The sequence below is a fragment of the Lutibacter sp. genome (genome assembly GCF_041596795.1).
Lineage (GTDB): Bacteria > Bacteroidota > Bacteroidia > Flavobacteriales > Flavobacteriaceae > Lutibacter.
The window spans coordinates 1-14684 of the sequence record NZ_JBFHHX010000089.1 but is presented as its reverse complement, the minus strand read 5'-3'; the positions used below and the strand labels follow the sequence as shown (position 1 = coordinate 14684).

Below are 14684 nucleotides of genomic sequence, written 5' to 3'. Positions count from 1 at the left end.
GTCAATTTTAATGTTTAGTTGTGCATCACCAGAGAAAAAGAAAGAAATTTCGGCAAAAGATATTTTGGGAAATCCAGAATATTTGGCAATGTCTTATGGTGGATATCGTCAAAACACCCGCAATATTCAGCCAACAATAGCAGAGTTGAAAGAGGATATGAAAATCCTTTCAGTAATGGGTATTAAAATTTTACGTACTTACAATGTTCATTTAGAGGAAGCATCAAATTTGTTAAAAGCAATTTCAGAATTAAAACAAGAAGATGCAAACTTTGAAATGTATGTAATGTTAGGAGCTTGGATAGATTGTAAAAATGCTTTTTCTGAATTAGAGCCTATTCATAACGAAGAAAGTGAACGCAATGCAAAAGAAATTGCAACAGCTGTTGAATTAGCAAAAAAATATCCAGATATTGTTAAAATTATTGCGGTTGGAAATGAGGCTATGGTGCATTGGGCAACAAGTTATTATGTAGAACCATTTATAATTTTAAAATGGGTAAACCATTTACAAGAATTAAAACAAAAAGGAGAACTATCTAAAGATTTATGGATTACAAGTTCCGATAATTTTGCATCTTGGGGAGGTGGAGATGATAGTTACCATACTGAGGATTTAACAAAATTATTAAATGCTGTAGATTTTGTTTCACTTCACACGTATCCTTTTCATAGCAGTCATTACGATGCTGAATATTGGAAAGTTCCAGAAAGTGAAGAAAATTTAACAACCATAGAAAAAGCAGATGCAGCAATGCTTCGTGCTAAAAATTATGCAGTTGCGGAATATGAAGCTGCTGCAAAATATATTAAAAGTGTTGGAGTTTCAAAACCAATTCATATTGGAGAAACTGGTTGGGCTACAGAATCTGGAACTACCTTTTACGGAGCTAATGGCTCAGGTGCAACAGATGAATACAAATCGAAGCTTTTTTATGATTATATGAGAGCTTGGACCAATGAAGCTGGAATGTCTTGTTTTTATTTTGAAATATTTGATGAAAGCTGGAAAGATGCTCAAAATCCATTAGGTTCAGAAAATCATTTTGGATTAATAACTATTGATGGTAAAGCAAAATTTGCCTTATGGGATTTGGTTGATGCCGGAGCTTTTAAAGGATTAACCAGAAATGGGAATGAAATTACTAAAACCTATAATGGTGATAAAGATGCTATGCTAAAAAATGTATTAGAAATTCCTTTAAAAAAATCAGTGGAAGAATAAAAAAGCACATTTATTTAGTGCAAATGAATTATTATAATATTGGATGTTAAATTAAGTTCTATGAAAAGATTTTTATTTATTTCGTTATTAGTTTTAGTATCTAACAATTGTTTTTCACAAGAAGTTAACTACAAACTAGAACAAAACATTCAATATTATTCAGATTCAATTAATCAATCCGATGCTTATATAAATGAGCGTTGTGTATTAGATATTTACTATCCAAAAAACAGTAAAAACTTTGCAACCATCGTTTGGATTCATGGTGGTGGATTAACAAGTTTTCAAAAGGAAATTCCTGAAGAATTAAAAAATAAAGGCGTTGCTATTATTGGAATAAATTATCGTTTATATCCAAAAATAAAAGCGCCTTCTTATATTGAAGATACAGCCGCTGCCGTAGCTTGGGCTTTTAACAATATTCAAAAGTATGGCGGAAATCCAAATTTAATTTTTGTTTCTGGTCATTCAGCCGGTGGTTATTTGGCAAGTATGGTTGGGTTGGATAAAAAATGGCTTGCTAAGTATAGTATTGATGCAAATAAAATTGCAGGAATTATTCCATTTAGTGGTCATGCAATTACACATTTTACAATTCGTGAGGAACGTGGAATTCCTGGTACACAAGCTATAATTGATGATTTAGCACCGCTATTTCATGTGTGTAAAGATGCACCTCCATTAATACTTATAACCGGCGATAGAGAATTAGAATTATTAGGAAGATATGAAGAAAACGCCTATTTAATGCGTATGATGAAAGTTGTTGGGCATACAAAAACCAAATTATATGAGTTAGATGGCTATGATCATAATATGACGTATCCGGCATTTCCTATTCTTCTTAGAGAAGTTCAATCCATTAGAACAGATATAAATCAATAAATGATGAAAAAAAATACAATAGCTATTCTGGTATTTGCAATTATTTTAATAAACTATTCTTGTAATGATACTAAAAATAAAAACTCAGAAACGTCTACTTCAGAAATAAAAAAGCCTGAGAATACCTTAAGTTTTATAAAAACAAAAGGCACAAAATTAGTGGATGAAAAGGGAAATGAAATCTTTTTAAAAGGAACCAATCTTGGAAATTGGTTAGTGCCTGAAGGTTACATGTTTAAAATGGAACAAGTAAACTCGCCTCGTAAAATAGATGAATTACTGCACGAATTAATTGGACCAGATAGCTTACAAGTATTTTGGAAAGGATTTTTAGATAATTATATAACCCATGATGATATTAAATATTTAAAAAGCATAGGTGTTAATCATTTGCGGTTACCTTTTCATTATAAAATGTTTACCGATGATTTATATATGGGCGAACGAAATGCAGGTTTTAAATATGTTGATAGATTAATTAACTGGTGTAGAGAAGAACAAGTGTATGTTTTACTAGACATGCATTGTGCTCCGGGCGGACAAACAGGCGATAATATTGATGATAGTTATGGCTATCCGTATTTATTTAAAAGTAAATCGTCGCAAGATTTAATGACTAAAATTTGGGTGGATATTGCTACAAAATACAAAGATGAACCGGTAATAATTGGTTATGATTTAGTAAATGAACCAATAGCACATTATTTTGAAAATGATTTAACAGAACTAGACAATCAATTATTTTCTATTTATAACAGAATTATAAAAGAAATTAGAACAGTTGATAAAAAACATACCATTTTTTTAAACGGATCTATTTGGGCAAGTAAATTTGATGTTTTTAAACAGTTGGTAGATGATAATGTAGTTTACGAATTTCATAAATATTGGGTTCCGGTTAATATGGAAGCAATTCAACCATATATAGATTTTAGAGAAAAACACCAAGTGCCAATTTATGTTGGAGAAACAGGTGAAAATACCGATGAATGGGTAAACGATTTTAGAATATTGTTAGAAGAACATGCAATTAATTGGTGTTACTGGCCTTATAAAAAAATGAATAATACACGTGGAATTATGAATTTTAATGAGCCTGAAGATTATCACTTATTAACTGAATATGCTAAAAGTGATCGTTCAACATACAAAATGGTGAGAGAAAACAGACCTGATGTTATAAAAGTTCAACAGGCCTTAAACCAATTTTTAGAAAATAGTTTGTATAAAAATAACTATGTAAACAAAGGATATACAAATGGGTTAAATTTTAAAGTAGATTAAAAGCGAATGAATAGTATAAAAAAAACAGTAGCAATAGCAAGTATTCTTTCCATAGTATTTGGTTGTTCAATTAGTAAAGAAATGAAAACAGATAAAACTCAAATTTCCGATAATATTGAATTAAAGATAAGTGATTTGTTAGCTAAAATGACATTGAAAGAAAAGGCTGGCCAAATGTTAAATATTGGATTGCCAACTGTTTTAAAAGGTGAATATTGGGCAGAAAAAAACAGTGTAGATTTTGATGCTGAAAAGGTTAAAAAATATATTATTGATTTAGGTGTTGGTTCTATTCATAATACACCAGGGTTTTTAGCAAATAGAGATGATTGGTATAATATTGTAAAAACAATTCAAGATTCTATTATGCAAAAATCGCGTTTAAAAATTCCGGTTTTGTATGGTATAGATAATATTCACGGAGCAAATTATGTGGAAGGTTCTGTTATGTTTCCACATCAAATTGGATTGGCTGCAACTTGGAATACAGCCTTAACAAAACGCAGTGCAGAAATTACATCGTATGAGTCCAGAGCAGCTTCATTACCATGGAATTTTAACCCAAATGCAGATGTTGCAATGAACCCATTATGGGGAAGAGTTTCTGAAAGTTTTGGTGAAGATCCGTATTTAATTTCTGAAATGACCAATGCGTATATAGAAGGTTCACAAGGCGAAAGTTTAGACAATGCTAAAAGTACTGCAGTATGTTTAAAGCATTTTATTGGTTATGGAGCTGGAAGAAATGGTAAAGACAGAGCCAATGCTATTATTCCTGAAAATAGTTTGCGTCAATATTTTTTACCTCCATTTAAAAGTGCCATTGAAAAAGGCGCAATGGGTGTTATGATAAGCTCAAATGCTGTAAACGGAATACCTTGTCATATAAGCAGTTATTATATAAATGATATTTTAAAGGGTGAAATGAACTTTAAAGGAGTGGTAATTTCCGATTTTAGTGATGTAGAATTTTTAATTGGTGCACATCAATCAGCTAAAGATAAAAGAGAAGCTACAAAAATGGCAGTAAATGCTGGTTTGGATTTATTAATGAATCCGTATGGTGATGATGTTGTTGATATTATTGTAGATCTTGTGAATGCCGGCGAAATTAAAATGAGTAGAATTGATGATGCAGTAACCAGAGTTTTACGATTAAAATTTGAATTGAATTTATTTAACGTTCCGTATAATAAACCAACTGAATATCCAGATTTTGGAAGCGAGAAACATATTGCTGCAAATTATGAAATGGCAAGTGAATCTATAACCTTGCTAAAAAATGAAAATGCAATTTTACCTTTAAATAAAGAAAAAAAAGTATTGGTAACAGGTTATGCTGCCAATTCTATAAATATGCTAAATGGTGCTTGGTCTAGAACTTTTTTAGGTCAGGAAACCAAATATAACGATCCATCTAAATTAACTATTTTAACAGCTATTCAAAAAGAAATTGGTGCGTCTAATGTTGAATTTGTTGAGGGAACAGATTATTTAGAAGATATTAATTCTGATTTGGCAGCTGAAAAAGCAAAAAATGCCGATTATATTGTGGTTTGTGTTGGGGAAATTCCTGCAACCGAAAAAGTTTCGGATATTAACGAATTGGAGTTGCCAAAAGCACAACAAGAATTGGTTAAAAAATTGGCAAAAACTGGAAAGCCAATTATTTTAGTAATGGCACAAGGAAGACCAAGAATTATTAAAGAAATTGAACCGCTTGTATCTGGAATTTTAATGGCGTATTATCCTGGTCAGGAAGGTGGAAAAGCAATTTCAGATATTATTTATGGAACTGTAAATCCAAGTGGAAAATTGCCATATACATATCCAATGTATTCCGGAAACATGGTTACATATTATCATAAAAAAACAGATATACGCGATGCTAATTGGGGTTATAATGGATTTTACCCACAGTTTGAATTTGGTTTCGGATTGTCTTACACAACTTTTGAATATTCAAATTTAACAGTAAGTAAAGATACTTTAGCTTTAAATGATGAATTTAAAGTTGCTATAACTGTAAAAAATACTGGAAAACGCGCAGGAAAGGAAATTGTTGAATTATATATTAAAGATTTAGTTGCAACCGTTTCACCAGATTCTAAAAAATTAACCCGTTTTGCAAAAATCGATTTGAAAGTTGGCGAATCTAAAACTGTTGAATTTAACCTATCAACCAAAGATTTGGAGAGTGTTGGAATTAACAATAAGTGGATTGCTGAGGAAGGTGAATTTGAAATTCAAGTTGGTGGAAATCCTCAAGAATTGCAACGTAAATTAATTTTTTTGAAATTGTAAATAATAGTAAATTTTTAAAATATGAGTAAAATAAAAATTAGTATCCTGTTCATTATTGTTTTGTTTTCTGAATTAACAGCTCAAGAAAATCTAATTATAAATACATATAATAGGGCAACTAAAAGTTTAAATGGTCAATGGAATTACATAGTAGATCCGTATGAAAATGGTTTTTATAACTATCGTTATGAGCCTTTTGAAAACCAAGCAGAACCAGGGAGTGGTGCATTTTTCTTAAACTCAAAGCCTAAAGATAAAACAGACTTGGTAGAATACGATTTTGATTTAACCGATTCTATTACCGTGCCAAGTGATTGGAATACCCAAAAAGAAAATTTATATTATTATGAAGGAACTGTTTGGTACAAAAAATCATTCAATTATGTAAAAACAAATCAAAGTAATCGTGTTTTTGTATATTTTGAAGCTGCAAATTACCAATCAGATGTATATTTCAATGGTAAAAAATTAGGTACTCATATTGGAGGTTTTACTCCTTTTAATTTTGAAGTAACCGATCTTTTAAAAGAAAGCGATAATTTTTTAGTGGTAAAAGTTGATAATAAACGTAAAAAGGAAGCTGTTCCAACTTTAAATACAGACTGGTTTAATTATGGTGGAATTACTAGAGATGTAAAATTGGTAGAAACCTCGGCAAACTTTATTCAAGATTATTTTGTTCAATTAAATCCAGCAAATAATCAGCAAATAAAAGGATTTGTAAAATTAAACGGAAAAGAAATTTCAGAAAAAGAAATTCTTATCAGTATTCCGGCTCTTAAAATAAAAACAAAAGTTATAACCAATAAAGAAGGAGTTGCTACTATTGAAATTAATTCAAAAAAAATAAAATATTGGTCTACAAGTGATCCTTATTTATACGATGTTGTTTTTAATGTAAATGGAAACGAATTAAAAGACCAAATTGGTTTTAGAACTATAAAAACAAGCGGACAGGAAATTCATTTAAATGATCAAAAAATATTTTTAAAAGGAATTTCTATACATGAAGAAAGTCCAATAAGAGGTGGAAGAGGTTATTCTGTTGAAGATGCGCAACAATTGTTAAACTGGGCAAAAGAATTGGGTTGTAATTATGTGCGTTTGGCGCATTATCCGCACAACGAACATATGGTACGACTTGCAGACAAAATGGGAATGTTAGTTTGGGAAGAAAACCCTGTGTATTGGACCATATCTTGGGGAAATAAAGACACCTATAAAAATGCAGAAAACCAATTAACTGAAGTTATCAATAGAGATAAAAATAGAGCTTCAGTAATTATTTGGTCTATGGCAAATGAAACTCCAACTAGTGAAGCAAGAAACATATTTTTAACAAATTTAGCATCACATACGCGTGCCATAGATCCAACCAGATTAATAAGTGCTGCTTTAGAACAAACCGATTATCAAGGAAACCCTGGTATTAGAACTATACATGATGATTTTGCAGATGTTGTTGATATTTTAAGTTTTAATCAATACGTTGGTTGGTACGATGGTTTACCAGAAAAATGTGGACAAATAAGTTGGAAAATCACTCAAAATAAACCAGTGTTAATTTCAGAATTTGGTGCTGGTGCCAAAGTTGGTTTACACGGCGATAAATTAACACGTTGGACTGAAGAATTCCAAGAAGATGTATATGTGCAAACTTTAAAAATGTTAGAAGGTATTGAGCAATTACAAGGTTTTTCTCCTTGGGTTTTAGTAGATTTTAAATCTCCAAGACGTGTATTACCTAAAATTCAAGATGGGTATAACAGAAAAGGATTAATTTCTGAAGATGGGCAAAAGAAAAAGGCATTTTTTGTGTTAAAGAATTTTTACGATTCTAAAAACTAAAAAATAGTGTAATTAAAAAGAGGCAATCTATTAAGTAAACATTCGTCAACCTGAATTTATTTCAGGTTCTCATAATGAGATGCTGAATCAAGTTCAGCATGACGATTCCAATACTTCATGGATTGCCTCTTTTTTTTTATCTATTAAATCTACCAGAAATATTTCCTTCTAGTAAACCTATAATTTCATCAACTGAGGAGAAATTAACATCACCTTCATAGGTGTGTTTTAAAGCACTTGCAGCACTTGCAAACTCCATAGATTTGTAATCGTCAAAATTTTGTAAACCATAAATTAAACCAGCAGCAAAAGCATCTCCAGTTCCAATTCTATCAATTACATGTGTAATATCTAGGTCTGTAGTTTCTCTAAATTCTTTACCATTCCACATACGGGCTCTAATTTTCATCCATGATGAGTTTATGCCAGTTCTAATTTTATCAAAAACTTTTTCAATAGAAGGGAATTTAATCATTAACTGTTTGCTGGCTTCAATAAAATCTTCTTCAGAATAGCTGAAATCGGTTCCTAAAACCTCATTAATTTCGTTTACTCCACCAATAAAAATAGTAGAATAATTCAACAAATCAGATAATACATCTTTAGCTTCTTCTCCGTATTGCCAAAGACCTTTTCTGTAGGTTGGATCTGCAGAAACTGTCATTCCTTGTTTGCGTGCTAAAATTAAACCTTCTTTTAAGGTTTCATAACCGCCTTTACAAAGTGCAGGTGTAATACCTGTCCAGTGAAACCATTTACCACCTTCTAAAGATGTTTCCCAATTTACCATTGATGGTTTAATTTCAGAAAACGATGAATGTGATCTGTTATAAGAAATAGTACTAGGACGCATAACCGCACCAACTTCTAAAAAATAAACACCTAAAGGGCGTTTAGATCTTACAACGGCTGAGGTGTCTACTCCAAATTTTCGAAGATAAGAAATAGCGGTATCACCAACAAAATCGTTAGAAATACTACTTATGTGTTTTACATCGCCACCAAAATTTGCAATAGAAATTGCAACATTAACTTCCGTTCCTCCAAAGTAGAATTCTAATAAATTTGCTTGAATAAACTTTTTATTTCCTTCAGGAGATAAACGCATTAAAACTTCACCAAAAGTGATAATTTGACTCATAATTTTAAAAAATTTTGATAAAAATATGAATTATTAGCTATAAAATGATAACAAATATCATAGTATAACAAAATTTTGATTTTTGTGATAACAGATTTGTTGTTTAAATATAGTTTATATAAACCAGCCTAAGCCCAATAAATATAAGCTTTTAGTAATTTTATTAGTGGTTAATTATCGTAGTAAAGTTGCATTAAATCTAATTCGGTAATTGGTTTTTTCCAGGTTGATGATTTTTCTTTTACCAGCGCTAAAATTTGTAGTACTTTATAATCATCTAAAAAAAGATTTTTTTCGTTAAAAAAGTGACTTATAGATGCTTTTCCAGAATGTTTGCCAATACAAAAATCTATTTTTTCTTGCCCAAAATCTTGTGGGTTTATAAATTGATAAGATTTTTTGTTTTTTAATAGGGCAGAAGTGTGAATGCCAGATTCGTGTGTGTGTACCTTTTTTCCAATAAGTGGTTTGTTAACTGCTAATTTTAAGCCAGAAGCTTTTGCAACATAGTTACAAAGTGTTTCTATTATTTTAGAGTTATAGGTTGTGTTTTTTTCTTTGTAAATAAAATAGGCAACTAGTTCTTCTAGTACAGAATTACCGGCTCTTTCTCCCAATCCGTTTACTGTTGCGCTTAAACATTTTGCACCAGAGTTGTAAGCGGTAATTGCATTTGCAGTTGCCATTCCCAAATCGTTATGCCCATGAAACTCAAATTCCATTGTTGGAAAACTGTTTGTTAAATTAAAAAATAACTCTTGAATTTCTAACGGACTTGATATTCCAACGGTATCGGCAATTCGTATTCTATTAGCACCGCTTTCTTGTGCAAAATAAATGTATTCTTTTAAAAAATGTATGTCAGATCTTGTGGAGTCTTGTGCCCCTACAGTTACATGTGAAAAATAGTTGTTGGCGTATTTTGTGGTTTTTTTTAACTCTTTAATTACCCATTCTCGCGATTTTTCTAATGTTTTAATTTGAATATCGGAAACGGGTAATGAAATATTGATAGATGTAGTTTTTAGTTTAGAAGCTTCTAATATATCTGTTGTATTTGCTCTACACCAACTAGAGGTTTTGTACGAAAAACCTTCAGTAGCGATGGCTTTAATAATTAATTTTTCATCATTGCTAATAGCTGGAGTGCCAATTTCAACTTCATCTACACCCAATTCGTTTAAATAATTAGCAATTTTAATTTTTTCCTTTTTTGAAAAAACAACACCAGGCGCTTGTTCACCATCTCTTAGCGTAGTATCTATTAAATAGGGCTTCATAAAATGTTTTTTTAGTCTGTAATTAAATATTCTTCAACGGCTTTATTTTCTTCTAAAGCATCTAATATTTCATCTATTTTATCTTCATCTTCAATACCGCCGTACCAATAATTATTTGGTTGAATAACAATAACCGGACCTTGTGGACAAATATTTAAACACGCAGTTGTTGTTACGGCTACATCTAAACCTCGGTCAGAAGCTTCTTCGGAGATATATTGTATTAAATCTGACGCTCCTCTTTTAAGGCAAGTTCCTTTTGCTTCACCAACCATACGGTAAGAATTGCATAATAATATTAAGTAATCTGGTTTTTTCATGATAAAATTGTATAAGTGATTAAGTGTAAGTTATTTATTTTGTGGTAGTGATTATAAAAATTATCCACAGCCCATGGCATTTCCACCACAACCACTTCCGCATTTACCTAATGTAGTTTTTACTACCGATTTTAATTTTTTTCCTTTATAAACAGCATCTAAACCATGGTCTATTAAACCTGACATTTCAACTACAGCAATGCCTACTTTTTGAAGTAAATCTACCGGTTTTGCTCCAACTCCATTAACTAAAACATAAGAGCAATCGTTTAGGGTTTTTGCTAAGTTTATCCAGCGTAAATCTCCGGTTCCTTTTCCAGGAGCTAATCTTCTTTCTACTAATTCGTAGCCATCTTCAGTTTGTTTGTAGATAAAAAAATCTGCAGCTTCACCTAAATGTTTGTTAATCATTAAACCTTCGTAACTTGCTACAGCTACGTGAGGTTTTGTTTTGTCAATTTCAGTTGGCATTACCGCACATTGATCTATTAATTTATATGCACTTGTATCATCTTTACCCAGCATTCCGGCAGCATCAGCTCTACATCTGGCACAATGAGTCATTGGTTTTATATATTTATGAATAGACCGAATTATATTTCTAATTGAAGCTCCTGTTGGTTTTTCAAAATCTTCCATATCGCTTCCTTCTGTAGGAATTAATGGAATACAATTCATTGTTGAAGCTCCTAATTCACTTACTTTTTGAGCAACTTCTTCTATTTCAGTATCATTTACACCTGGAATAATAACGGTATTTATTTTTACAACAATACCTTTTTCAACTAGAGCTTTTAAAGCGGGACCTTGTTGTTCTAACATTAATTTAGCAGCTTCAATACCTCTATACATTTTTTTGTTGTAACGAGCCCATTTGTATATTTTTTCTAAAGTTTCTAGTCTAAAACTATTAATAGTAATTGTTACGTGAGTTACATTTAAGGATGCTATTTCATTTATGTATGGTAATATATTTAAGCCATTTGATGAAAGGCAAAATATTTTTTCAGGAAATTCTGCTTTAATTAATCGAATGGATTCTAGTGTTTTTTCTGGTTCTGCAAATGCATCTCCGGGGCCAGCAATTCCAATGGTTGAAATATTTGTAATTTTTTCTGAAATAGCTCTTATATAATTTAGTGCTTGGAATGGTTTTAAAATAGAGCTTGTAACTCCGGGTCTACTTTCATTTACACAATCGTATTTTCTATTACAATAACCACATTGAACGTTACATTTTGGTGCTACGGGTATATGAATTCGTGCATATTTTAATTTTGCTTCCTTATCAAAACAAGGGTGTACTTTATTTAAAGTGTTTGTATTTTCCATGTTCTTACGTTTTTATGGTTGAGGTATTTAATGATTAAATTAAATACGTATTTATTTTTTACATGTATTTGTATCCAACAGGTGAGTTTTCTTGCATTTGTTGAATAAGAGTGTTGGCAATTAAATCGAAAAGTGCTTGCGTTCCTTCATAACCAATGTGTTTAATTCTTGATCCTCCTAATCTATCATGAATTGGAAACCCAACTCTTGCAAGTGGTATTCCTAATTCTCTTGCTATGTAATAGCCTTTGCTATTTCCAATTAAAATATCGGGTTTAATTTCTTTACACACCGTAGCAATTTCTTCAAAGTCGAAATTGTCATGTATTTGAATTTTTGAAGAAGGATTTATTTTTTCTTGAATAATTTGTTTTAGTAATCCACTATTTCCACCAGATGCACACAACACAGTTTCAATTCCAATTTCTTCTAAAAAAGATATTATAGCAACTACAAAGTCTTCTTCGCCATAAACAACAGCTTTTTTTTCGAATACATACTTATGTCCATCTACATATGCATCAATAAGTTTTCCGCGTTGTTTGGTGTATTTTTCGGGGGTTTTATTGTTTGTTATTTTTTTTAAAGCATCAAAAAAGGCATCTGTAGCTTTAATACCAATTGGTATGTTAAGGTTTATTCTTGGAACGTTAAAATTAGACTTTAAAAATTCTGCAGCTGATTTTGTTTGGGGATTTGATTTATTTAAAATATAACCAAATTCTACCGAAGCTTTTGCATTTGCAGTTTGTTTTAATTCTTCAATTGTAGTTCCGCCTTTTGGTAATTTTTCATATTCTCCAGTATATTCATTATCTAATATATCAGAATAATCGGGTACCATAATTGCTTTAATAGACACGTCTTCTAAAATTTCTTTTAAATGTTGTAAATCTGCTGGAGATAAAAATCCAGGAAAAATATTAATACTGTGTTGGTTTTGATTTTTTGTAGCGAAGTTAGATACAAGTGATGAAACCGTATCATGAAATCCGTTCATATGGGTTCCCATAAAACTTGGCGTATTTACAAAAACCAATTCAGGAATGTTTGTACCGCTTTCTGTTTTATACTTATAAATTATTTTTCGCATATCATCGCCAATTACTTCACTTAAGCAAGTAGTTGCAATGCCAATTATTTTAGGATTGTATTGTTTAGTTACATTTTTTAAGGCGATAAATAGGTTTTTTTCACCTCCAAAAATGGCTGTTTCTTCACTAAAGTTAGTAGAAGCTATATCTACAGGTTCTTTGTAATGGCTTATTAAATATCTTCTAATATACGTAGCACAACCTTGCGAGCCATGAATAAGTGGCACACAGCCTTCAACTCCTTTAAAAACAATACTTGCACCTAACGGAGTGCAAACTTTACAAGCATTACGTGTAGATGTAAAATTTTTTTCTGATGTTTCCGTAGTTTTTTCCATAGCGTATTATTTGTTTTTAGTGAATTGAAAAACAGGACTCATAGCAGTTGCGTAAATTTCTTTGGCAAAATTTAGCATACCTTCATAACCAGCCAAAGCAAGTTTTCTTTCATGATTATGATCGCAAAATCCTAAGCCTAACTTATAAGCAATTGGTCGTTCTTTAACACCACCAATTAAAATATCGGTATTGGTTTGTTTAACTAATTGTGTAAGTTCTAAAGGGTTGGTGTCATCAACCAAAATGGTACCTTCATCGCTTAAGTTTTTCATGGTTAAATAATCTTCTTTATTTCCGGTTTGAGAACCTACTACTACTGTTTTTACACCAATCATTCGTAAGGCTTTTATTAATGAAATGGCTTTAAAAGCGCCACCAACATAAATGGCTGCTTTTTTTCCTTTTAGTGCTTTTTTGTAAAAGGCAAGTTTTGGTAATAAATCGCTCACTTCATTTTTAACAAGATCAATGGCTTTTTCCATCATTTCTTGATTGTCAAAAAAGCGAGCAACACCATAAAGAGCATCGGACATATCTTCTATTCCAAAATAAGAAACTCGCATATTTGGAATTTGATATTTTTTTTCCATTTGCATTGCTAAGTTGCTCATAGATCCTGAACATTGAACAATATTTAATGCTGCTTTATGTGATTGTCGAATATCGTCTACACGGCCGTCTCCTGTAATGGTAGCTACAATGTGAACGCCCATTTTCTCATAATAATCGCGCAATAAATACAGTTCTCCTGCAAGATTAAAATCGCCAATTATATTAATACTATTAGGGATAGTTTGGTTGGTTCCTTTTGTTCCAACAAGTTTCATAAGTGAATCACAAGCAACTTTGTAGCCATCTTTTTTTGTGCCTGCAAAACCAGGTGCTTGTACTGTTATTACTTCAACTCCACTAATTTTTGTTACTTCTTTACAAACACTTTCAACATCATCACCAATTAAATCAACAATACAAGTAGAATATACAAAAGCAGCTTTTGGGTTATAAGCAGTAATTAATTCAAGAAGCGCTTTTTTTAAGGTTTTTTCACCCCCAAAAACTACTTGTTGTTCTTTTATATCGGTTGAAAAACTAAGTCTGTGTATTTGTGGCCCTGATGATAAAGCACCTCTAATATCCCAAGTATATGCGGCGCAACCTATAGGCCCGTGAACCAAATGAAGCGCGTCTGCAATTGGGTATAAAACAACTCTAGATCCGCAAAATACGCAAGCTCTTTGGCTTACGGATCCTGCGAGGCTAGATTTATCGCAGCTTAATTCATGAGAATCTGTTCCCTTTGTCAATACCTGTTTTTGTCTGTCTTTAAGTATAGATTCCATGTGCTTTAATTTAAAGGTTCATTATTATTTGTTTTGGATAGATTGGGGGTTTGTTTTGTATTACATAACTAATTCAAATTCAGATTCTGAAGATTCTTCATCTTGCTTATCCATAATTAATCCAAGAATTTTTTCTAAAATTCGCATACCACCTATATAGCCTAATGTTGGAAAATAAGAGTGGCCAACACGGTCTAAAATTGGGAATCCCATTCTTAGAAAAGGAATATTTTCATCTCTGGCTATATATTTTCCGTAAGTATTTCCTATTAATAAATCAACACCTTCATTT

General features: G+C 31.4%; 12 protein-coding genes. 5 read left to right on the top strand and 7 right to left on the bottom strand.

Annotated features, from left to right (window positions below; genetic code table 11):
- Positions 1-4: 4 nt before the first annotated feature.
- The 5 genes from ABY298_RS10885 to ABY298_RS10865 are packed head-to-tail and all read left to right on the top strand — an operon-like array spanning position 5 to position 7546.
- The gene (locus ABY298_RS10885; RefSeq protein ID WP_372746083.1) at positions 5-1225 is read left to right on the top strand and encodes a glycosyl hydrolase family 17; all 1221 of its coding nucleotides are present in this window, start codon (positions 5-7) and stop codon (positions 1223-1225) included.
- 60 nt (positions 1226-1285) lie between these two features.
- The gene (locus tag ABY298_RS10880) at positions 1286-2110 is read left to right on the top strand and encodes an alpha/beta hydrolase (RefSeq protein WP_372746082.1); all 825 of its coding nucleotides are present in this window, start codon (positions 1286-1288) and stop codon (positions 2108-2110) included.
- 3 nt (positions 2111-2113) lie between these two features.
- Positions 2114-3394, top strand: coding sequence for a glycoside hydrolase family 5 protein (locus ABY298_RS10875; RefSeq protein WP_372746081.1), 1281 nt, complete (start codon positions 2114-2116; stop codon positions 3392-3394).
- A 6-nt stretch (positions 3395-3400) separates the two neighbouring features.
- Positions 3401-5698: a glycoside hydrolase family 3 N-terminal domain-containing protein gene (locus ABY298_RS10870; RefSeq protein WP_372746080.1), complete on the top strand. Its 2298-nt coding sequence runs from the start codon at positions 3401-3403 to the stop codon at positions 5696-5698.
- A gap of 21 nt (positions 5699-5719) precedes the next feature.
- Entirely contained in the window at positions 5720-7546 is a 1827-nt protein-coding gene (locus ABY298_RS10865; RefSeq protein ID WP_372746079.1) for a glycoside hydrolase family 2 protein, read from the top strand.
- Positions 7547-7682: 136 nt separating this feature from the next.
- On the opposite strand, the gene ABY298_RS10860 is transcribed toward ABY298_RS10865, so the two are convergent.
- The 7 genes from ABY298_RS10860 to ABY298_RS10830 form a co-directional block, all read right to left on the bottom strand.
- Positions 7683-8687 carry a sugar kinase gene (locus ABY298_RS10860; RefSeq protein WP_372746078.1) on the bottom strand — a complete coding sequence of 335 codons (1005 nt, stop codon included), beginning with the start codon at positions 8685-8687 and terminating at the stop codon, positions 7683-7685.
- Positions 8688-8857: 170 nt separating this feature from the next.
- Positions 8858-9967: a hypothetical protein gene (locus ABY298_RS10855; protein ID WP_372746077.1), complete on the bottom strand. Its 1110-nt coding sequence runs from the start codon at positions 9965-9967 to the stop codon at positions 8858-8860.
- A gap of 11 nt (positions 9968-9978) precedes the next feature.
- A complete protein-coding gene (locus ABY298_RS10850; protein WP_372746076.1) occupies positions 9979-10287 on the bottom strand; it encodes a ferredoxin in 309 nt (102 codons plus the stop codon).
- Between the two features lie 60 nt (positions 10288-10347).
- Complete coding sequence (locus tag ABY298_RS10845) at positions 10348-11619, bottom strand: radical SAM protein (RefSeq protein ID WP_372746075.1); 1272 nt, start codon at positions 11617-11619, stop codon at positions 10348-10350.
- A 58-nt stretch (positions 11620-11677) separates the two neighbouring features.
- A complete protein-coding gene (locus ABY298_RS10840) occupies positions 11678-13051 on the bottom strand; it encodes a nitrogenase component 1 (RefSeq protein WP_372746074.1) in 1374 nt (457 codons plus the stop codon).
- Positions 13052-13057: 6 nt separating this feature from the next.
- Positions 13058-14392: a nitrogenase iron-molybdenum cofactor biosynthesis protein NifE gene (gene nifE, locus ABY298_RS10835; RefSeq protein ID WP_372746073.1), complete on the bottom strand. Its 1335-nt coding sequence runs from the start codon at positions 14390-14392 to the stop codon at positions 13058-13060.
- A 60-nt stretch (positions 14393-14452) separates the two neighbouring features.
- Positions 14453-14684 (bottom strand): nitrogenase component 1 (locus tag ABY298_RS10830; RefSeq protein ID WP_372746072.1); only part of this gene is annotated, 232 nt, incomplete at its 5' end.